Source organism: Pseudomonas sp. 910_23 (assembly GCF_052850795.1).
Genome location: NZ_VXCZ01000003.1, coordinates 54,135 through 75,523 on the forward strand (window position 1 = coordinate 54,135; position 21,389 = coordinate 75,523).

General features: G+C 55.7%; 15 protein-coding genes and 3 pseudogenes. 6 read left to right on the forward strand and 12 right to left on the reverse strand.

All coding sequences use genetic code 11. From position 1 onward, the window contains the following. The first annotated feature begins 182 nt into the window (after positions 1-182). A complete protein-coding gene (locus tag FW800_RS04240) occupies positions 183-1,505 on the forward strand; it encodes a chloride channel protein (RefSeq protein WP_446437040.1) in 1,323 nt (440 codons plus the stop codon). Between the two features lie 6 nt (positions 1,506-1,511). On the opposite strand, the gene FW800_RS04245 is transcribed toward FW800_RS04240, so the two are convergent. Continuing rightward, entirely contained in the window at positions 1,512-2,789 is a 1,278-nt protein-coding gene (locus FW800_RS04245) for a DUF2254 domain-containing protein (RefSeq protein ID WP_446437041.1), read from the reverse strand. A gap of 107 nt (positions 2,790-2,896) precedes the next feature. After that, positions 2,897-4,150 carry a cation:proton antiporter gene (locus FW800_RS04250; RefSeq protein WP_446437042.1) on the reverse strand — a complete coding sequence of 418 codons (1,254 nt, stop codon included), beginning with the start codon at positions 4,148-4,150 and terminating at the stop codon, positions 2,897-2,899. A gap of 300 nt (positions 4,151-4,450) precedes the next feature. On the opposite strand from FW800_RS04250, the gene FW800_RS04255 reads away from it, so the two are divergent. The 3 genes and pseudogenes from FW800_RS04255 to FW800_RS04265 all read left to right on the forward strand — a co-directional run. Continuing rightward, complete coding sequence (locus FW800_RS04255) at positions 4,451-6,331, forward strand: DUF294 nucleotidyltransferase-like domain-containing protein (protein WP_446437043.1); 1,881 nt, start codon at positions 4,451-4,453, stop codon at positions 6,329-6,331. Further along, the gene (locus FW800_RS04260) at positions 6,328-7,050 is read left to right on the forward strand and encodes a 3'-5' exonuclease (protein WP_446437044.1); all 723 of its coding nucleotides are present in this window, start codon (positions 6,328-6,330) and stop codon (positions 7,048-7,050) included. Before FW800_RS04255 ends, FW800_RS04260 begins: the two co-directional genes overlap by 4 nt. A gap of 48 nt (positions 7,051-7,098) precedes the next feature. Beyond that, positions 7,099-7,272, forward strand: a pseudogene (locus tag FW800_RS04265) (helix-hairpin-helix domain-containing protein); the annotation flags it as partial. Positions 7,273-7,329: 57 nt separating this feature from the next. Here the strand turns inward: FW800_RS04265 and FW800_RS04270 are convergent. From FW800_RS04270 to FW800_RS04280, 3 genes are all read right to left on the reverse strand, one after another. Continuing rightward, positions 7,330-8,949 carry a methyl-accepting chemotaxis protein gene (locus tag FW800_RS04270; protein WP_446437045.1) on the reverse strand — a complete coding sequence of 540 codons (1,620 nt, stop codon included), beginning with the start codon at positions 8,947-8,949 and terminating at the stop codon, positions 7,330-7,332. A gap of 342 nt (positions 8,950-9,291) precedes the next feature. Next, a complete protein-coding gene (locus FW800_RS04275) occupies positions 9,292-10,959 on the reverse strand; it encodes a BCCT family transporter (RefSeq protein ID WP_446437046.1) in 1,668 nt (555 codons plus the stop codon). Positions 10,960-11,187: 228 nt separating this feature from the next. Continuing rightward, on the reverse strand, positions 11,188-12,675 hold the full coding sequence (locus tag FW800_RS04280) for a SulP family inorganic anion transporter (RefSeq protein ID WP_446437047.1): 1,488 nt from the start codon (positions 12,673-12,675) through the stop codon (positions 11,188-11,190). Positions 12,676-13,059: 384 nt separating this feature from the next. Between FW800_RS04280 and nhaA the strand changes: the two genes are divergently transcribed. Then, on the forward strand, positions 13,060-14,253 hold the full coding sequence (gene nhaA / locus FW800_RS04285) for a Na+/H+ antiporter NhaA (RefSeq protein WP_446437048.1): 1,194 nt from the start codon (positions 13,060-13,062) through the stop codon (positions 14,251-14,253). A 195-nt stretch (positions 14,254-14,448) separates the two neighbouring features. On the opposite strand, the pseudogene FW800_RS04290 reads toward nhaA, so the two are convergent. From FW800_RS04290 to FW800_RS04310, 5 genes and pseudogenes are all read right to left on the reverse strand, one after another. Continuing rightward, positions 14,449-14,565, reverse strand: a pseudogene (locus tag FW800_RS04290) (hypothetical protein); the annotation flags it as partial. A gap of 1 nt (position 14,566) precedes the next feature. After that, a complete protein-coding gene (locus tag FW800_RS04295) occupies positions 14,567-14,842 on the reverse strand; it encodes a BPSL0761 family protein (protein WP_446437049.1) in 276 nt (91 codons plus the stop codon). A gap of 736 nt (positions 14,843-15,578) precedes the next feature. After that, positions 15,579-16,013 carry a hypothetical protein gene (locus FW800_RS04300; RefSeq protein ID WP_446437050.1) on the reverse strand — a complete coding sequence of 145 codons (435 nt, stop codon included), beginning with the start codon at positions 16,011-16,013 and terminating at the stop codon, positions 15,579-15,581. 194 nt (positions 16,014-16,207) lie between these two features. Then, positions 16,208-17,071, reverse strand: coding sequence for a methyl-accepting chemotaxis protein (locus FW800_RS04305; protein ID WP_410457907.1), 864 nt, complete (start codon positions 17,069-17,071; stop codon positions 16,208-16,210). Continuing rightward, positions 17,066-17,821, reverse strand: a pseudogene (locus tag FW800_RS04310) (HAMP domain-containing protein); the annotation flags it as partial. The pseudogene FW800_RS04310 and the gene FW800_RS04305, both read right to left, overlap by 6 nt. A gap of 156 nt (positions 17,822-17,977) precedes the next feature. On the opposite strand from FW800_RS04310, the gene FW800_RS04315 reads away from it, so the two are divergent. Next, a complete protein-coding gene (locus FW800_RS04315) occupies positions 17,978-19,189 on the forward strand; it encodes a multidrug effflux MFS transporter (protein WP_446437051.1) in 1,212 nt (403 codons plus the stop codon). Between the two features lie 22 nt (positions 19,190-19,211). Here FW800_RS04315 and FW800_RS04320 read toward each other — a convergent pair whose 3' ends face one another. Together FW800_RS04320 and FW800_RS04325 are read right to left on the reverse strand one after the other, a co-directional pair. Next, on the reverse strand, positions 19,212-20,126 hold the full coding sequence (locus FW800_RS04320) for a site-specific integrase (RefSeq protein ID WP_103735172.1): 915 nt from the start codon (positions 20,124-20,126) through the stop codon (positions 19,212-19,214). A gap of 106 nt (positions 20,127-20,232) precedes the next feature. Then, positions 20,233-21,045, reverse strand: a complete 813-nt coding sequence (locus FW800_RS04325) for a M949_RS01915 family surface polysaccharide biosynthesis protein (protein WP_216091383.1) — start codon at positions 21,043-21,045, stop codon at positions 20,233-20,235. Positions 21,046-21,389: the final 344 nt, after the last annotated feature.

A 21,389-nucleotide genomic window follows, 5' to 3' on the forward strand; every position in this document is an offset into this window, starting at 1 on the left:
ATTCGCCTTGGTATGCGCCCACACAAATTGGCTTACTCACAAAACAAAATCGACGTGGTGGGGCTCCTGAGCCGGGAGTGAATAGCTATAGTTATCTGGTCACCGTCGGTTGGACGTGACCGTTTAACCCGTTAATCTTGTTTTTGCATGTTATTGAACCTCAACAACGGGAATCCGCTCGGGTGATCAAACCGATATTGCTGATACGTCGTCGCTTTGCCTCGATCCGATGGCGTACTCGGGTGACACTCTGGGTCGCTGCTACCCTCGCAGGGTTGCTGGTAGTGATGTTCGCCCGGTTGGCTGACCTAGCGCTGATGCAGTTCGCCCAACAGGCCGCCGCCCGGCCGTGGCTGCCGTTTATCTACACGCCGCTGGTCGGCATGTTTGTGGTGTGGATGACTTCGCGTTTTTTTACAGGGGCTCAAGGTAGCGGTATTCCCCAGGTGATCGCGGCTACGCGATTGGCCCACCAGGGCAAGCCCGTGAACAAGTTGGTATCGTTGCGTCTGGCCTTCGCCAAGATAGGACTCGGTACTCTGGCCCTGACCGGTGGTTTTTCAGCGGGGCGTGAAGGCCCTTCGGTGCAAGTCGCCGCCTCGATCATGCATTTCTTTCACCGTTACCTGCCCAACGCACGCATCATTCGCCCTGAAGACCTCATCCTGGCCGGTGGCGCGGCGGGTATTGCTGCTGCCTTCAACACGCCCTTGGCCGGTGTGGCCTTTGCAGTGGAGGAGCTGGGGCGCAAGTTGGAAACCCGCACCAGCGGGGTGTTGCTCAGCACGATCATTTTGTCGGGTATGGTCGCGATAGCCTTGCAGGGCAACTACAACTATTTCGGACATTTCGACGTACAAGAGGCCAATCTCGATTTCGTTCTTCCGATACTGGCGATTGGTATTGGCTGTGGTGTTATGGGGGGATTGTTCAGTCGGATGCTCCTATGGCCACAGCGGTATCGCAGTTTTGTCGTCTGGGAATGGCGCCGCCTGCATCCAGTCTGGTTCGCAGGTGGCTGCGGCATGATCGTGGCGATTCTCGGTTGGCTCAGCGGTGGGATGTCCTTTGGCAGCGGTTACGGGATCACCTCCCAGATCATCGTGTCCGATGTTGGTTTGCCGTGGCACGCGCCGATTACGCGTTTTCTTGCGACCGTTGTGACTTATTTTTCCGGCATGCCGGGCGGTATTTTTGCCCCCTCTTTGGCGGTAGGCGCCGCTGTCGGTGCCAATGTCGCTGAATACTTCGCCTTGGCGGCACAGCCCATCATTGCACTGTGCATGGTGGGGTTTCTGGCAGCAGTCACGCAATCGCCGATCACCTCTGCAATCATCGTGATGGAAATGATCGACAGCCATGGCATGGTTATTAGTCTGATGGCTGTTGCACTGATTGCCAAAGCAGTCAGTGCCAGGATGGGCCCCGAGCTCTATCAGCAGTTGGCGCGTGGCTTTCTGCAATCGGACGGCAGTGGCGCCGCCGCGCAAAAAGCCAACACGTAGATTGGGTCAGTGCAGCAGCGGTCGCGCCGCTGCTCTGAGCTTGTGCCGGTCCTCTTCGAGTACAAGTGCAGTGTTCGCGTGCTTGAGCAGCAGTTCTGCGTGCCGGGTACAGGCCCCCCTGAACATCGCCGGATTTATCTGTGCCAGGCTTACAAGGGCCTTCATCATGCGCAGGTCGACTTCCACTAGACCCGCGCCATCTCTGGCAATCGGTGCGAAGAAGTCATCGAACAGGTCATCCACGGTCAAACCGCGCAGGTAAACGTGCTGGCAGTCAGCGTCGATTTTCGCGGCGGGTTCTTTAGGTGTACCCCAACATGTCAGGCTTCTGACGCCGCGCCCAATGACGTCAATGGCGGTGCCGGGGTCATTGACGGCCGGCGACAAGGCGCGGGAGGCGATCTCCGACAACACTGACAAGCCGAACCGGGGGTCGTGTTCGAACGTTCGACGCACGCCGATAGCCAGGGTAGCAATGATTTTTTCGTTGCTCGACGCCAGTTCCTCCCCGCGTGCCTTGCTCAAGCTAACGGTTCTTGCGAGCGGCATGCCGATATGCACAAAGCTTCCCGGCAAGACGTCCATAAATATCTGTATCTCGTCTGTGTTGGCGATCGCGCCTAACGCCTGAACGTCAATGTGCTGGACGTACCCCGTGTGAAGGCTTGTGATGATCAGCGCAGAACTGGGGATCACTGACTCGCAAGGGTAGGCGGCTGCCCCCAAATGCGGCCATTGGACTCGATTGTTAATGGCATCAATGGCTGCCTGCTCGACACGGTCAATAGTTTCTCCCACCCGCCCAAGCTTGGACAAATGATCGATCCAGCGCAGCAGCGTGTAGACAATCAGAATGACCACGACAATGGTTACCGCGAATAGCAAAACCCTCCCTTGTTTACCGTAGGCGCCGGTACTCAGCGCAATGATCCCAACTAGGCTGAACAGGAAGGAGCCGATAAAGGTGGCCAGGGCATTTTGTGTCGTGGTGTCTTCCATCACCAGGGTGGTGGCACGGGGCGTCACACCGCTGCTCGCCGCACCATAGGCGCTGACCATGGTGCTTAACGAAAAGGTCGTCACCGCGAGCATGCTTGAGGCAATGATGCCCAATATCTTATCTACGGCGTCGGCACCAATGCGGGCGGGCAACGACTCGGGAATGTAGTCCTTGAAGAAAACGGCGAGTAACGCGGTCGCAATACCCAGCACGGAAAACAAGCTCGCCCTGAACCACAGCCGTTTGGTCATTTGGTGTAGCACCCAGCGCCAGCGTGCGAGCATTTTTTATACCTTCTGCAAATAACACGATGGGACCCACCGCAAGGATTCAGGGAAACGAAAGCGGTGAGTTGATTATCCTTAATGGAGTGTTTTGTCGGGCCGAGGGTTCATCCCTCGTCTTTGGTTGCCGCACACGGAATGACTCGCTTGACCAATTTACCGATCGACATGCCTTGGATCAGGATAGAAAAAACGACCACCAGGTACGTCATGGAAACCACGATATCGCGAGCCGCCCCTGAGGGCAGCGACAACGCCAATGCCACCGATATCCCGCCACGCAGGCCGCCCCAGGTCATCACACTCCAGGCACCTTCCGGTAGGCGGAAGCGTTTACCCAATACCGCGATGGGAACCCCTACAGTCAACAATCGTGATAACAAGGTCAGCAATATGACCAGCAGGCCCGTGGTGAGCAATGGGTTGGAGAACTGGATCAGAACGACTTCCAACCCGATCAATACAAACAGCACCGCATTGAGTATTTCATCGATCAGTTCCCAGAACATGTCCAGGTTTTTTTCAGTCTGCTCGGACATCGCATGGGAACGCCCTTGGTTACCCACAATCAGTCCCATCACCACCATCGCCAATGGGCCGGAAACATGGAACTGAGTGGCGAGTGCATAGGCGCCGAGAACCGCGGCCAGGGTGATGAGCACTTCCTCCTGATAGCTATCGATACTCTTGAGCATTCTGTAAGTGATATAGCCCACGCAGGCGCCTAACAGAGCACCGCCTCCGGCTTCCTTGAGTAACAGATGCGATGCACCGATAACCGACGGTGTCTCCCCGCTGGCGATCATTGCGACGATCAGCGAAAACAGCACGACACTCACGCCGTCGTTGAACAGTGACTCACCGGAAATGACCAGTTCCACGCTATGGGGCGCGCCGGCAGATTTCAAAATACCCATCACGGCGATGGGGTCGGTGGGGGAGATCAGCGCGCCAAACACCAGGCAATAAGACAACGGTAGCTGCAGTTCTGTGAGGGACAACAACGCCCAGAGCCCGAAGCCGATGAACAATGTTGAGAGCGTTGTCCCTACCACCGCCAAGGATGCAACCTGCCATTTGTAGGCCCGCAACTCCGATAGGTCCACATGCAACGCCCCAGCAAAGAGCAGCAATGACAACATGCCTTGCATCAGCAGTTCGGAAAAGTCGATGGACTCCACCAGCGACTGCTCAAGGGTATGCAAGGCATGAAAGCCCAGCGCATCAAATGCCATATTCAACAGTGACAGGCCCAAGGCAATGCCCATCACACCGATGGCGGATGGCAGGCCGACGTAGCGCCGATTGAGATAGGCAAGTACTGCCGTGATGCAAAGGAAGATCGCAATAATGTCCAGCATTGACCCGCTCCAATAACACAGGATGAGGAAAGCACCCTCGGCAATGCAGATCGCAAATGCTTCTGACCGTTCAGAAATAACCGCCGCCAGCGCTGTGCATTCAGTGAATGCCGCGCCTGCCGGGATTATAAATATGACGGCCCGCCGTTACGCAGCAGTTGTTGCCACTCATAGCGTAGATCAGACGTGGCGCTTGATCCTCGTATCGGGATGTGATGTGGTGGGCGACACAGAAAGGCCACTGCCCTTTGCGATGTAGGGCGCTCGTAACTTTAATTCTTTTCAGCATTTCGAGGTTTCATGCAAATCGAGTTACAGGAGATCAGCGACCACCTCTATCGTTTTGCTCCATTTGATACGCTGCCAAAGGAATCGGTAGACGCCATCGCTCGGCGGGTAGAAGTGAGTTATTTCAAGGCCGGCAGCGACATCCTTGAAGCGGGCGCGATCATTCATGACTTGCACTATGTGCGTAGCGGTGCGGTGGAGATTTACCGGCGCAATGGCGAGCTCTACAACCGACTTGTCGAAGGCGACCTCTTCGGTCAGGCCGGTTTGTTGCGCAGTAACAAGGTGCGTTTTCCCGCCCGGGCCTTGGAAGATAGCCTGATCTATTACATACCCGCCGACGTGTTCGCTGACCTTTGCGCGCAGCATGATGCTTTCGCCGACTTCGTTGAAGCTGAGGGGCACTCCAGGCTCAAGACTGCCGTTGAGGCGCAGGGGCGTGCCAGTGAGCTTATTCAGCTCAAATGCCGAGGCCTTATCTCTCGGCCCTTGGTGTGGGTCACGTCGGATACCTGCGTCGGCGACGCGGCAAAAATCATGACAGAACAAAGCGTTTCTTGCGTTCTAGTGATGTCATCAGCGGGCTTGCAGGCGGCTGAAATCCAAGGGATCGTGACGGATCGGGACCTTCGCACACGCGTTGTCGCGGACGGCCGAAACGCTGACGAAACGGCTGCCCGAGACATCATGACGGCCGAGCCAGTAACGATAGGCGCAGACGACTCAGTGTTTGAAGCAATGCTGGTGATGTTGCGCCGTAATATTCACCATCTGCCGGTGGTCCATCATGGCCATCCGATTGGGCTGATCAACCTGTCGGATATCATCCGCTACGAGTCACACAGCAGTTTGTATCTGGTAAACAGAATTTCTAACCAGACTTCGGTCGACGGCCTTAAATCGCTTTTGCGTGACCTGCGCGGAACCTACATTCGCATGGTGCGTGACGGCGCGACGGCGCACATGATTGGTAGCGCGATTTCCGGTATTGGCCGGGCCTTTACCCAGCGTTTGCTGGAGCTCGCAGAGAAAAAACTGGGGCCGCCTCCGGTGCCTTACTGCTTTATGGTGTTGGGTTCCATGGCGCGTGATGAGCAGTTGTTGGTGACGGACCAGGATAATGCTCTGGTGCTCGACGACCGCTTCGATCCAATCCAGCACGATGCTTACTTCCGAGCGTTGGCGACGTTTGTGAGTGATGGCCTGGCCGCATGCGGTTACAGCTATTGCAAAGGCGGAATCATGGCGACGAACGATCAATGGCGTCAGCCGTTGAAGGTATGGCGAAGTTATTTTGATCAGTGGATCGAAAAGCCAAACCCCAAGACGTTGCTCAATAGTTGTATTTTTTTCGATCTGGATGGTGTGTTTGGCGAGCTCGAGCTTGTTCAGGAACTGAAAGTTCTGTGTGCTCGAAAATCCAGCGCACATCCTCTTTTTCTAAGTGCCATGGCTCGAATTGCCCTTAACCGGACGCCGCCATTGGGCTTTTTCCGGACCTTTGTGGTTGAGACAGACGGACAGCACAAACGGATCATCAACCTGAAGGGGCGAGGTACTGCACCGCTGACAGACCTGATCCGCATCCACGCGCTCGCGTGTGGCAGTACCGCGCAGAATTCATTTGATCGTATGGACGCCATCGCGAAGAGCAACGTCATTCCGCCTGAAGCATTAAAGCAACTCCGATACGCGCTGGAGTTCCTGTCGATGGTGCGAATTCGGCATCAGGTTGACGCACTGGAGCAGGGAGCGGCGCTCAATAATTATGTTGAGCCGGAACGCTTTTCCAACAGTGAACGACATAATCTCAAAGAGGCGTTTCAGGTCTTGAGTAATGGCCAGAATTTCTTGCGCTTCCGTTATCCGTCAAAGGGTCGCCTGTCGTCATGAAACACGTGAAAGCGCAGCCCAATCATAAAGTGCTGGAGTGGTCTTCCAGGTTCGACACCCTGGCAGACAATGCCGTTAACAGTCGCTTGCGACAGTTCTATCAAGCCGGCGCGGTCTCGGCACAGACCTCCATTGACAGCTTGCAACTGCTGGCCATGGACGTGGAAACCACCGGCCTTGATGCACAGGCTGACAGTATTGTGAGCATCGGGGTAATGCCGTTCACGCTGCAGCGCATTTATTGTGGGAGTTCGCTTTACTGGGTGATAAAACCAGCGTCCGAGCTGAATGAAAAGTCGGTGACGTTTCATCACATAACCCATGCTGAAATTTCAGATGCTCCCACCTTTGAGCAGGTACTGGCCCCATTGCTGGAGGCCATGGCAGGCAAGGTGATGGTCGTCCATTATCGGAATATTGAGCGAGCCTTTTTGGATCAGGCAGTGCGTAGGCATTTAGGGGAGGGGTTTGAGTTCCCTGTCATTGATACGATGCAACTGGAAGCCCGACTACATCGGCAAAAACGTGGATGGTTCGCCCGACTTATGGGGCGCTCACAACCGTCCATAAGGCTGGCGGATAGCCGGGCGCGCCTTGGTCTTCCGGCTTATCACGCTCACCATGCATTAACCGATGCCCTGGCAACCGCAGAACTGTTGCAGGCGCAGGTAGCGACTTATTACTCAGCGTCAACGCCTGTTGGCGAGTTATGGAACTGAGTCACCGCTTGATAGTGAAACGTTAGCGCCTGTCCGACCGATATTCCTGTAGGCATTGACTCACTAGCGGTCAGTATGGTGAATGCTTGTGACATCCTGGCTCAGGCATCGGCCGTAACCGGATCGATGTGCGGGAGGAATAGCCCGCAAGCGCGGGCTGCCATTACCTCGGCCATTGAGCTTTCAAAAGACTTCCGGTCAAGCACTCAGCGTGTCTCATGATCCGTTTGAGAGCCCTCATCGCGCCAGGCACACATCGCGTGTACTGCGTCATTTTTTTCAAACAACGAAGCGATTCACCATCTTATTAAGATCAACCGCCAGCTTTGACATTTCCCCGCATGCGCTGGCTGTTTGACTGGCGCCTGCAGAACTTTGCACGGCAAGCTCTCGAATGCTGACGAGATTACGATCAACTTCTCGGGCAACATGGGCCTGTTCTTCAGACGCAGTTGCGATCAACATATTTCGCTCATTAATCTGCGTAATGGCCTTGGCGATCTGATCCAGTGAACTGCTGGCCTCCTGTGCCACATCGAGGGATTGGGTTGCTAGCTCTTTGCTTTTACTCATGGCTTCGACTGCTTCAGCTGAATCGCTCTGCATTGCGGAGATCATCTGTTCGATCTCTTGAGTGGAAGACTGCGTTCTGTGCGCCAACGCCCTGACCTCGTCAGCAACGACTGCAAAGCCGCGGCCTTGCTCACCAGCCCTGGCAGCTTCAATCGCTGCGTTCAACGCCAGAAGGTTAGTTTGCTCTGCGATTGCACGAATCACTTCGACGACTTTGTTGATGCTTTGAGCCCGCTGTGACAAAACCTGAATCTTGTCACTCGTGGCTTCAACATTGCCGCTGAGTTTTTGAATCGACGTCAACGTTTGAGAGACTCGCTCTAAACCGGTCTCAGTAAAGCCCTGGGTGCGACGCGACTCTTCCGAGGCCGACTCCGCATTACGGGCCACCTCATCAACCGCCGCACTCATCTCAGTTACCGCAGTGGCAGCTTGGTTGACCTCATCATTTTGGGAGATGAGACCTCGACTGGATTCCTCAGTGACCGCTGTCATTTCTTCGGCGGCTGAGGCCAGCTGTGTAGATGAGTCGCCGATTTGCATGATGGTTCTGCGAAGGTTCTCTTGCATTTGGGCCAGCGCTTTTAACAGGCGTCCGGCTTCATCCTTCCCGCTGACGTGCACTTCTTTGGAGAGATCACTGCCGGCGATGCGTTCTGCCACAGATAACGCTGCACCGATTGGGGTCGTAATGCTCTTGGTCAGAAGTGTTGCCAACGCAACAGTTAGGACTACGACAACTGAAATAAGGCCAATGATTACCCAGATACCGTCGGAGTAAGTATTGGTTGCGTATTGCCCAGCCGCTGTGGCGCCGTCGTTATTGAAGTCAGTCAGGGCTTTGATTTCACCCTCCATCCTATTAGTCAACGGCCGGATACCTGTACTCACCAGGTTGACAGCGGCAGGTATGTCACCGCGCGCCATCAAAGGTTCTAGGATATCCAGCTGTTTGGCATACGCATCGGCGGATGCTTTCACTACTAGATAACGCGTGCGTTCGTCGTTGTTAGCGATTAGCGGTTCATAATTCAGAACCGCATCCGCGAAAGTCTTCCGGTAACCTGCGAAGGACGCAACCGTCGATTGAAGTGCTTGAGGGTCAGCAAGTGCACGTTGAGTTTCAAGTCTGAGCCGCATTACTCCAACGTTCATCAGTGCCGTTTGTCGGACACTTGGAAGCCAATTGGTTTCTACATCTTTTTCGGCGTCCCGCAGCTTGCCCATCTGCACAGCAGCAACTGCGCCGAGCACAAAGACCAACAGAATGATTGACGCAAAAAACAAGGAAGCGCGTGGAGCTACGTTGAGATTTCTAAGGTGCATGCGAGCTTCCTGACTGCGAGGGAATGATCTAGGTATCTAGACTATCGACCTGACGTTAATAAACTTAATCAGGCCTCTCGCTTTTAACTGCTCTGCTAAGTCGCCTGCGCGCATCCGGTGATGCATTTGCTGATATCCAGTGCGACAGTGCTTTTCTACGTTTGAGTTTCTAATATGGAACTCTGCTGGAAACCGGAACGTGAACGGTCATGCAGGCATGTACCAAATTCTTACGGAGAGGGTTTTTTCGTCGTAAATGTCGGCCGCTCAGGCTGACGCCATCGCTCCAGGCGATGGCGTCAGGGGTTGTTTGCTGTGCGCTGACAGCGAAAGCCCGATTCGCTAACGAGGCTCCGACATCAGTCCTTTCACCAGCGATATACACCCGAGCATCAGGACGATTGCGAAAGGTAAACCTGTGGATACTGCCATTGCCTGCAGTGCCACCAGCCCCCCACCCAACAGAAGGGCAATCGCAATCACGCCCTCGATGACTGCCCAGAATACACGCTGAGGCACAGGCGCATCCACCTTGCCGCCGGCGGTGATCGTGTCGATTACCAAGGAGCCTGAGTCCGAGGAGGTAATAAAAAACACAATGACCAGAACGATGCCCAGGAAGGAGGTGATCTCTTTAAGCGGCAGCTCTCCCAGCATGGCGAACAACTTCAGCTCCAGCACAGCGTCCTTGACGCCCACCAGGCCCTGTAAGGTCGTTTGGTCAATGGCCGTTCCGCCGAACGTTGTCATCCACAGCACAGACACCACTGAGGGAACGAGCAAGACCGAGATCAGAAACTCTCTGACCGTTCGACCACGACTGACGCGCGCGATAAACATGCCTACAAACGGCGACCAACTGATCCACCACGCCCAGTAGAAGGCCGTCCAGCCTTGGGTGAATTGGGTGTCAGTGCGGCCGAATGGATTCGACAGTGCCGGCAGGTATTCAACATACGTCACCAGGTTCTTGAAGAACCCTGTGAAGATGGCCAAGGTCGGTCCCACGACGATGATAAACACCAGTAAGAGCAATGCGAGTCCCATATTGATCTGGGAAAGCATTTTGACACCCTTGTCCAAACCGGAAAGGACTGACCACAGCGCGATCAAGGTAATGCCAACGATCAGCACGACTTTACTGAGATTCGTCGATTGTATCCCGAAGAGATATTCAATCCCCGCGGCAGCCTGTTCTGCACCAATGCCCAGTGAGGTTGCCAACCCGAATAGCGTGGCGAATACCGCCAGGATATCGATGATATGTCCCGGCCAGCCCCAAACGCGCTCACCCAACAGTGGATAGAAAATCGAGCGTATCGAAAGCGGTAAGCCCTTGTTGTAAGAAAACAACGCCAGGGACAACGCCACAATCGCATAGATCGCCCAGGGATGAAGTCCCCAGTGAAAGATCGTAGCGGCCATTGCCAAGTCGGCGGATGCTTTCATATCGCCTGCTGCACCGCCCAACGGCGCCCAGTCCGTACGCACGCCGCTCGCATCGACTGTCACGCCTCCCATGGACGCCGCGTAATGCGACATGGGTTCGGCGACGCCATAAAACATCAAGCCAATGCCCATGCCCGCGGCAAACAGCATTGAAAACCATCCGACGTAAGAGTGGTCTGGTTTGGCATCTCTGCCGCCCAAACGCACCTTTCCCAACGGGGAGAAAATCAGCGCAATACACAGCACCACAAAAACGTTCGCAATGCTCATGAAGAGCCAGGCGAGGTGACTAGTTAACCAGTTCCGGATGGCGCTGAAGAGGGGTTCTACTTCATTCTGCAGTGCCAAAGTCAAAATCACGAACAGTAAAATTGTGGCGGCTGAAATGATAAATACTTTGCCGTGGATATCGAGCGAGAACGAAAACTCTCCCTTGATATTGTCTTGACCGATGACGTAGTCAGTGTCGATCAGGTTGGCAGCTCCACTAGGAGCAGGAATACCGTCCTCACTGGGGACGTGAGGGGTGTTAGGCCGAGCATCCGTAGGCTTTTCAACCATGAGAATCTCCTTGTTGTTGGCACGTCTTAACGTGCAGTTGTCATTATCCCCGCTGTTCCTATGGCAAAACGAGATGTAAGTGCCTTTATCCTAACAAGCTTTGAGAACAAAACCGGCAAAACCTGCTGGTTGCATAGCCCTTCGATCGAATATGTCACCGTCACATGACGTCTTTGTGGGCAGCAATCTATTCCATTGAGTGCAATGAATAGGTTTGCGCGGACCAGATTAATGCCCCATCAACTTATTTATGCCATCGGGTTTGTCGTGAACGCCAAAGCGATCCACGATCGTGGACGTAGCTTGGTTCATCCCGATGACATCTACGTGAACCCCTTCTCGGCGCAGCTTCAGCACTACCTTGTCGAGCGCAGCGACTGAAGTTATATCCCAAAAGTGGGCCTCTCGAAGATCGATGGTCAAGGTCTCCAGTCGTTCCTTAAGATCGAACGAACGAGTGAACCTGTCTGCTGAGCCAAAAAACACCTGGCCTGTGACGTAGTAAGTGCGATGGGCATGTGCGGGTTCATGCTGAGAAGTGACCTCCAGGTAATGTCCGATCTTGTTGGCGAAGAACATGGCGGCCAGCAAGGTGCCTGCGACAACGCCGTAGGCCAGGTTATGGGTCGCGACGACCACGACCACCGTGACCAACATCACGATGTTCGTTGAGAGCGGATAGTCTTTGAGATTGCGGATGGAGTCCCAACTGAAGGTGCTGATGGAGACCATGATCATCACGGCGACTAACGCGGCCATCGGTATGCGGGCGAGCCAGTCGCCCATGAAGATCATCATGATCAGCAGTGAAGCTCCTGCACTCAGCGTAGACAAGCGGGTTCGTCCGCCAGATTTAACGTTGATCATCGACTGCCCGATCATCGCGCAGCCCGCCATGCCGCCAATGAGACTGCTGGTGATGTTGGCGATGCCCTGGCCTTTGCATTCACGATTCTTGTCGCTGCTCGTGTCTGTCAGGTCGTCGACGATGGTTGCCGTCATCATCGACTCCAGCAAACCGACCACTGCCAGCGCGGCAGAGTACGGCAGTACGATCATCAGTGTTTCAAGGTTTAGTGGCACGCTTGGCCACAAGAATATCGGCAGACTATCAGGCAGCGAGCCCATGTCGCCCACCGTATGTATATTCAGGCCCATGTAGATTGAAATCGCCGTCAGCACGATGATGCATACGAGCGGCGAGGGGAGCAGTTTTCCTACGCCCGGCAGCCTTGGGAACAGGTAAATAATCGCCAGTCCGCCAGCAGTCATGGCGTAAACGGGCCAGGTTACCCCGGTGAGTTCTGGCAGCTGCGCCATGAAAATCAGGATCGCCAAGGCGTTAACGAATCCCGTGACGACTGATCGCGATACGAAGCGCATCAGCTCGCCCAGCCGCAGATAGCCCGCGATTATTTGAAGTACGCCGCACGTCAGCGAGGCGGCGAGGAGGTACTGAAGGCCATGATCCTTGACCAGGTTGACCATGAGCAATGCCATGGCGCCGGTGGCCGCCGAGATCATCGCCGCACGCCCCCCAACAAACGAGATCACAGTGCAGATACAGAAAGAGGCATAAAGGCCAACCTTGGGGTCGACGCCGGCAATAATAGAAAAGGCAATAGCCTCTGGAATAAGCGCCAGTGCAACAACGAGGCCCGCGAGGACATCGGCTCGGATATTTGACAGCCAAGCAACTTTGATTTTTTGGAACATTTATTTACCCATGGCAGGCACCACGTCCCGCGCAGCGGTTAGCACTGAGCCGTGTGTGCTTGTGTCTTCAATTGAGTTGTGGAATGGCCGCGGCCAAAAAAGCAGGCGCAAAAAAACGCGACCGCAGCTAGGAGGCGGTCAGGGGCGTGCGAGGAGGCGGAGCGCTATGGCGGCGTAGGCAGCCAGTTCGAGCGTGGCAAGGTAAGTCCTTCGGCGTGTCGTATACAGACCACTGGATAATAACCGGCCGTAGCGCACTCGTACAACCGATAGGCGGTCTTGCAGGAACCTATCATGTAGAATACCCGCGGGTGTCACCGCAAAACGCGGGAGGGCAGGTTTAATTCAGCGCAGGTCGGGCCGCCGCGCGGAGTGACTGCGCCTATGAGCTTGAAATCCTCACGTCCGGATAAAACCCACGGCCATCGTGAATCTCCCGCCACGCGTGCTTTTTTCTCCCGTTTCCTGGCCGCGGAATCAGCTGGTGGCCTGATACTCATGGCCGCTGCTTTGATAGCACTACTCGTTGCTAACTCTCCGTTGGCAGACATTTACTTCTTGTCACTGCATGTAAAAGTCGTTGGCCTCTCGATTGAGCACTGGATCAATGATGGACTGATGGCGGTCTTTTTCATGCTGGTGGGGTTGGAGATCAAGCGCGAAATGTTGGTCGGCCAGTTATCGAGCTGGAGCCAGCGCGCTCTTCCAGGATTCGCCGCGTTAGGCGGTATGCTTGTACCTGCTTTGATCTATATTGCGGTCAACTGGGGTAACGCCGAAACCTTGGGAGGGTGGGCTATTCCGGCTGCGACCGATATTGCGTTTGCCTTGGGCGTACTGTCGCTGCTAGGTAAACGTGTGCCCATCTCGTTGAAAATCTTTCTGTCTGCGCTTGCGATTCTTGATGACCTAGGTGCCGTGCTCATCATCGCTCTGTTTTACACCAGCGGCTTGTCGATCAGTATGTTGCTGGCCTCACTGGGCGTTATTGTGTTCCTGGTGATGCTCAACCGATTCGGTGTGACCAGGCTCTGGCCTTACCTGATAGCGGGCGGTCTGCTGTGGTTCTTTATGCTTCAGTCGGGTATCCACGCGACCTTGGCCGGTGTCATTCTCGCACTGTGCATTCCGATGCGGGCGGCGAGCAGCGAGCGCAAATCACCGCTGATCCACCTGGAAGGAAAGCTGCATCCGTGGGTCGCTTTCGCTGTTGTGCCCATTTTCGGTTTTGCCAATGCTGGAGTGTCTCTTGCCGGTATATCTCCCAATAACCTGATCGACCAGGTACCTCTGGGGGTAACGCTTGGGCTATTGCTAGGCAAGCAAATTGGTGTGTTTGGTTTGGCTGCGCTGGCGATTCGCGCAGGGCTGGCCAAGCTGCCTGAGCAATGTAATTGGTCTCAGCTGTACGGTGTAGCGCTGCTGTGCGGCATTGGGTTCACAATGAGCCTGTTCATCGGAGCGCTCGCCTTCCCGGATAACCCGCATTTGGTCGATGAGGTGAAAGTTGGAGTGCTTATGGGCTCTATTCTTTCCGCTGTCCTCGGTGTTGCTGTTCTTTTGAAGGTTAAACGTTAATCCTGAGTTCATCTGTCAGTTGATAGCTGCATGGTGGGATGAGCATCCAGTCGCGCCTACGGGTTCAGGCATCATCAGGATATTTCGAACGCTTGAGCAACCCGAGATAGCTTCTCGGCAGAGCCAACAGAAATAGCGAGAGGATGTTCGGAAAGCCTGGGCCGTTCCCAACCGCTCAGGATCGTACCTTTCTCAAAGGCCTGTGAGCTTGTCGCGGAAAGTCGGAATTCCACTTTCAGCAGACATACCGGCGCCGGTAAAAAAACAACCTTTCGAGCGGCAGTCACGGCTTTGATGGCGCGATACCGGCATGTCATCTGGAAGCTTTGTCGGCTGCAGCGCAAACGAACGGGGTGTTGTAGCTGCTATCGATTGCGGAGCTGAAGACTGGGCCCATCGGGGACACGTCAGTATCTGACGCTTCTTCAATCCGTCCTGCCAGAAGCACCTGAAACTGAGATGGATAGTGACGCAGGAGGAATTTGGCGTCACTGCGTACCCTTTCTGGCATCGATAAGTCTCGGGAGAGCTCGAGCAGAAACTCCCCCGTTTGGATGACTGCCCGGGTACGCTCAATCGGCATGGTCATGTTTAGGCCCTCTTAGTCATCGTGCTGCCGTAATTAGGTGCTCACGCTTGGCGAGTGCTTCCCATGATGTCTTGACCTACAGTTAGTCGACGTGCCGTATCGGCCACACAGAGATCATGCTACTCGGTTCCTTAGGCTAAGGCCCCCCATGCGTGAGTGCTTGGACGAAATCAATCCGGCTTTATGCTGCGCAACGGATTCCTGTGCAGAACACGTTAGCCATGCCCGAAGTGAAGCCACCAAAACCCGACAAATAGCCAACATCGCCCACCATCAGCGGTCCTTGGTTGCGTGTTTGAAAACATCCATTGACTTGGTGAGGGTCAAAAGATCCATGGTATTTCATACTGAAGCGTTATCCCTAGATGCGTGGATCAACCGGCGAGCCTTCCAACCGGTTCTAGTTCGCATCCGTCTAACAGGACGCGGCCCAGAAACCTGTTCTGTTTATCAGATCTGTTCCGAAGCAAGGCCTGAGCATGCTCTTCAAAAATTCTCGATTCTAATGCATTTGCTCTCATTTCTGATGGTTACCTAGGCTTACGTGGCTCATGAACATTTCCAACATAGCCTGTCGTTTAACATAATATACATTATGCGAACCATTGAACCATCCTTCAGGGGCTCTGTTCGGCGCATTTCACTAAGCGACCTAGACCACCGCGCGCCAGATTCATAAGCAGCCATCGTTGCCCTCGCTGACCTGCCTCCGTTTGACCCTTGGGCCACCGGGCATTTACGGCGAGTCAGCACACTGTTCACCAACGCTGTGGTGAAATCGATAACGTTGCCCGTCATAACGCAGTACTGGGAAACAAGAGCCCGGGCCGCCGACCTCGACATCAGGCCAACCATTACTGCCTTTGCCAGGGAGAAACTCAGCGACGCCGCTTTCTTTGAGCATGAGTTTCCAGTGACCGTCAGTCTGCTGGCTGACTAGATAAAATCCAGTACCCGCTTGCCCATAACAGTCAGTGCTGCCTTCGGTAATCAACGCATCCGGCCGACCGTCGCCGTTCAGGTCCTTGATCAGCTCCATGGTTGCCGGCGTGTAGCTACCTGTTGTCTCGATTTCGCACTCCGACGTCTCTTGGTTAAATCCAGCAGCGCGGAAAGCTTTTATCTGCTCGCTACGCGGCAGTTCATCCGCCAGCGCCGTGGCACTGGTCACGAAACATGCCACCCATAGACCTGACGTAAGCCTTCCCCGCATATAGACCGTCCCTTTATGATGCTCAAATGTAGAGTATCGTGCACGTACCCGCACTAGCGTGAAGGATGAGCTAGCTCTGCCCTTATTATATAATCACTGACTATAACTAAACTAAATGACTATTTAGTTGAGTTATATATAGATAGATCGGTTCACAATCTGAACCGATCCACCGACTGCGAAAGCTTCCCCGCCAAACTCGACAATTCATCCGTCGTTGACGCCGTGTCTCCAATCACGCGGCTGTTGTTTTGCGACATACCTGCAATCATCTCCACCTGGTGAGCAATTTCATTGCTGGCCAGGCTTTGCTCGCTGATGGTGCGGGAAATATCGTTGACCAATTCGGTGGTGCTGAGCGTGGCCTGAAGGATCTCGCGAATGGCGCGTTCCACTTCGGCGGTAACGGCCATGCCCTTGTCCACTTGAGCAACGCCCTCCTCCATGCTGGTCACCGCTTCCCGGGTGTTCAGCTGGATGCGCCCGACCATACTGGCGATCTCCTGCGTGGATGCGCTGGTGCGTCCGGCCAGGCTGCGCACTTCATCGGCGACGACTGCAAAGCCGCGGCCCTGCTCACCTGCACGGGCGGCTTCGATGGCGGCGTTCAGGGCCAGCAGGTTGGTCTGGTCGGCGATGCCTTTGATCACTTGAATAATGCTGTAGATCGCCTCGGACTCCTTGTCCAGTGTGCGGATCACTTGGGCCGATTGCTGCGCTGAACGGGCAATGCCATCCATGTCGCTGACAACCTGGTGGATGACGCGGCCGCCGTCCTTGGCCAGGGTTTCTGCCTGGTTGGCCATGTCGAGGGCGCGTTGGGCGTGGCGAGTGATTTCCTCGATGCTGGCAGTCATTTCGCTAGCGGCGGCGGCCATGGTGCTGGCGGCGGCGCTTTGCTGTTGACTGCTGCCTGCGACTTCATGGCAACCCTGGCTCAGTTGTTCGCTCATGCCATTGACGCCGTGGGCGTTGCTGCGAACCACTTCAATCATGCCGCGCAAATCCCGCTGCATGGTGGCCAGGCTGCGAATCAGCGCACTGGCTTCATCGTGATTTCTGGGCTCGATAATCGGTTCGCTCAAGTTGCCGTGGGCAATGCTGTCGGCAATGCGGCTGGCGGTACGCAGTGGCCCCATGATGCTCAGGATCACCCAGCGCCCTTGTGCCAGCAGCAGTAACAGGCTGGCGATCAGTACCACGGCCAGGGTCCAATTGGCGTGGCTGATGGTTTGTCGGGTACTGATACTGGTCAGTTGAGTCTTGTTTTCGATCAGTTCGCTCAAGGCCGCCATTTGATCTTCCAGCCGACTGAACGCGGCATTGAAGGTCTCCAGCTCACCACGGGCGGCTTCGGGGTTGTCCAGGGCCAGCGCGACGATACGCTCACCGGCGCTGATATAGGTATCCAGGCTGGGCTTGATGTTTTCCAGGCTCGCCTTGATTGCATCGTCCAACGGTTGCTTGAAGTTGTCCGCCAGCACCTGGCGAAAGTGTTCGGCATGTTCCTTGAGCGAGCTGTTGACCTGGGCCGGTGTGCTGGTGCTTTTGCCTAGCCCCACCAACATGGCCGATAGCACGTCGGCACGCAGGGCGTCGTGCATCATGTCGGCCTCCATGTGATTACGCAGCACGGTCATGCTGACGTCATTGTCCTGTACCGCATCGCCCATCCGGGTATTTCCCAAATAGCTGGCCAGGCTCATGATCAAGGCGGTGAGCAATCCGGTCCCAATCAACAGCATCAAGCGTAATTTGATCGTCATGCTGGTATCCCCGTGCCAGGACCATCGGTTGGGAATCCAACCGTTCAAGTGCTCACTAGCTGTATCGGCAACAACTCCTTGTTAGTGAAGCCTAAGTTTGCGGATCTGCGCGTTTCACTTAAGCTGACCGTCCTTTGCTCCAGCCGGACCTCCCAAATGTCTCGAAGTATCGCCCATCTCGCCCTGCTGCTGGGCTTGATCACCGCCGTCGGCCCGTTTGCCATCGACATCTACCTGCCCGCGCTGCCAACCCTGGGCGCAAGCCTTGGGGCCTCACCGGCGGCGGTGCAGATGAGCCTCACCGTGTTCTTCATGGTCATTGGTGTGTGCCAGTTGTTCTACGGGCCGATCAGCGATGTGTTCGGGCGCAAACTGCCGATTTATGCGGGTTTGGTGATCTTTACCGTTGGCAGTATCGGCTGCGCATTGGCGCCGACGATCGAAGTATTGATCGGATTTCGTGCCATACAGGCGTTCGGTGCCTGTGCGGGGATGGTGATCCCGCGGGCGATCGTGCGCGACCTGTACACCGGCCATGAGGCAGCGCGCCTGATGGCTTTGCTGATGCTGGTGATGAGTGTTTCGCCAATCCTCGCGCCGCTGGCCGGCAGCCTGGTGATTTCGATCTGGAGTTGGCGCGAAGTATTTGCTGTGCTGGCGGTGGTCGCCGTGCTGTGCCTGGTCATGACCATCGTGCAACTACCGGAAACCCACCCGGCCGAACGCCGTTTGGGCAAGACCCTGGGCAATGCATTCGGCAGTTATGGAGCGCTGTTGCGCGACCCGGTATTCACCGGGTTATCGGTGGTGTGCGGGTTTGGCCTTGCGACCTTCTTTGTATTTATCGGCAGCGCGCCCTTCGTATACATCGAATATTTCGGCCTGACACCGACGCAGTTCAGCCTGTGTTTTGCCCTCAACGCCGCCTCGTTTTTTGCCATGAGCCAACTGACCGCACGCCTGAGCGCACGGTTTGGTCTGGCGCCGCTTATTCGTTGGTCGGTGGTCGCAGTAGCCACGATCATGGCCCTGTTGGCAGCCACCACATTCTGGGGTGATAGCCTGCCCTTGATGATGGGCCTGCTGTTTATCGGGTTCGGTTTTCTCGGCCTGTTGCTGCCGGCGGCAGGTGTGCTGTCGCTGGAAGATCATGGCGCGGTGGCAGGCTCTGCGTCTGCCTTGCTTGGCGCGATCCAGATGGTTACTGCGGCCGTTTCGATGACCCTGGTGGGCGTGTTCGCCGACCATACTCCTGCACCGATGTTGATTGGCATTGCGCTGTGTGCGCTTGCCGCGATGCTCACCACGTTGTGGACCTTGCGCCGGTTGCCGGCGCACCTGGCCTCAAGCGTCCTGCCCTCCTCCTGAGGCTTGCCCTACCCCGCCCAGCTCACAGATCAAAGCGGTCCACTGCCCTGCGCCGCTCATTGTCGTCGCGTACGTCGTAGCTGGCGGTGGTCTGGATATTGGTGTGATGCGCCAATTTCTGGGCAATCGACAAATCATGCTCTTCGATCACTCGGGTGATGAACGAACGGCGGAAATCATGGGGCATGATTTTCACACCCACCTGATCACCGCGCTGCCGAGCAATGTAATAAATCGCATGTTTGGTAATGCGTTCGCGCGTGATGTGGCTGCCCCGGCGGATACGGTTGAACAGAAAGGTGTCGTCCTGCTCACCTTCCTTGAGTTGTTCACGACGAAACTCAAGCCACGCCCGCAGTTTTGCGAACGCCCAGTCCGGCGCGTACTTGATCAGTTCCTTATTACCTTTGCCGATCACCCGCAGGCTGCGCTGATCAAAATTGATCTGCTCGAGGTCGAGATTGACCGACTCCGACTTGCGCATCCCGGAGCCATACAACAGGCCGATCACTGCGGCATCCCGCAGGCCCTGGGGCCGAGGATCGGCGGCGCATACATCGAGCATCTCGCGGATCAGTGTACGACGCAGGTTGCGGCCCTGCCCCAGGCGCGTACCGGCGGCAGCCTTGACCGAGCGCATCTTCAACAGGTGATCCTGGCTGATCAAGCTCATGCGCCACGCTTCATTCATCACTCCTCGTACCGCATTCACGTACAGCGATGAGGTATTCGGCGCATAGCCGTCCTCGCGCAATGCGGCCACCAGTGCGACGACGTGTTCGGGTTGCAGTAGATGCCAGTCAATGTCTTCGAGGTTGAGGTCTTCGAAACCCAGGCGGTCGGCGGCATCCTGCAGCACGTAGCGCATGGTCAGTTGGCTGGAGGGCGCCAGGCGAGTGAGGTAGAGGGTCAGCGGGTTGCGGATAGTCTCGGTCAAGGGATCAGCCTTTGGATTAAATACATCAATCAACTCGTTGATTAATCGATGTATTTAGTGGGTTGGCGAAGACTGAGTCTAACCCAGGCGCGGCCCTGGCACAAAATCACGGCGCTAATTCGACTTCCTCTGCCGGTTCCTGCGGTTGCGCCAGGGACTGGCTCCAGTCAGCGTCCTGTCGCTGCATCAGCGCAAACCAATGCCCACGCATAAACGTCAGGTAGCCAGCCGGGGCCTTGGCAAAGTCCTTCTCGTCGCCATAGCAGCCTGGCAGTGGCAGTTCGGTGCCCTGCTCCTTGTACTGGCTGACCAACTTCTGTTGGGCCTCGACGCTGCAGTCAGTGGGCAAGGGCATGCCGCGCAGGGCACCGGCATCTTCGTCCCACCAACTGGCGCCGACGCGATCGAGGCCGCGCAGGCGATACTTGCCGGACTTGCCGACCCGCATGATCAGCTTGAACTCATTGGGGCTCACATCACTGGTACAGGTGCGCGAATAACCGACCGTGACCTGGGTATTGCCGTCGCGCAGCAGGTCGGTGACTTTGGTGGCCGCCTGATCAAAGCGCAGGCTGGCGTCGAACTCGCAGTGTTGCACGTCGTCGTGCAGCATCCAGACCCGCTTGGGTCGATCGCCCGTGAGCAGGTACTGCGCTGCGTAGACAAACGCCGACTGGGTGCCATCATCCTCCCGCTCGCTGACCTGCTCGGCGAGTACCAGCAGGTTCTTGCCCTGAAGGTCATCCCAGGTATAAGCACCGACTTGCTTGCCGGGCACTTCCACACCTTCCGGCACCTGTTCAATGCTGGTCAGTGCGATCCCTTCATCGGCGCGTACGCTGGTGACACAGGCCATCGTCATCAATAATCCCATCAACGCAGGCCGCAACTGGCCGCGCAAAAGCTGCACGCTATTCATCCGAGTACCCTGGCAAGAGATGGCTTACTTTACCGGCACTTGAGCGCCAATGCAGAGAAGATTGTTCAATCACCGGCATTGGCCGAGCGGGAGCGCCCGGATTGAACCAAACGCCCGGCACAGCGTTCCGATCTGACCATCCGGCCTGCACATGTAACGCCTTGATTACTTAGCTGAACCCTAGCTGTCTACCTGTCAAATAAACGAGTTTTTCATCCGCCTTTCATATTCGTTGCACACATTTGCGCTTAACCTTGTAAGCAGTACTTCAGGGCATTCCGTGGTTTATCGACTAACCTGTTGATTACGCTTTATCTTTAGCGCCGCGTTGTCATCTGCGGGCT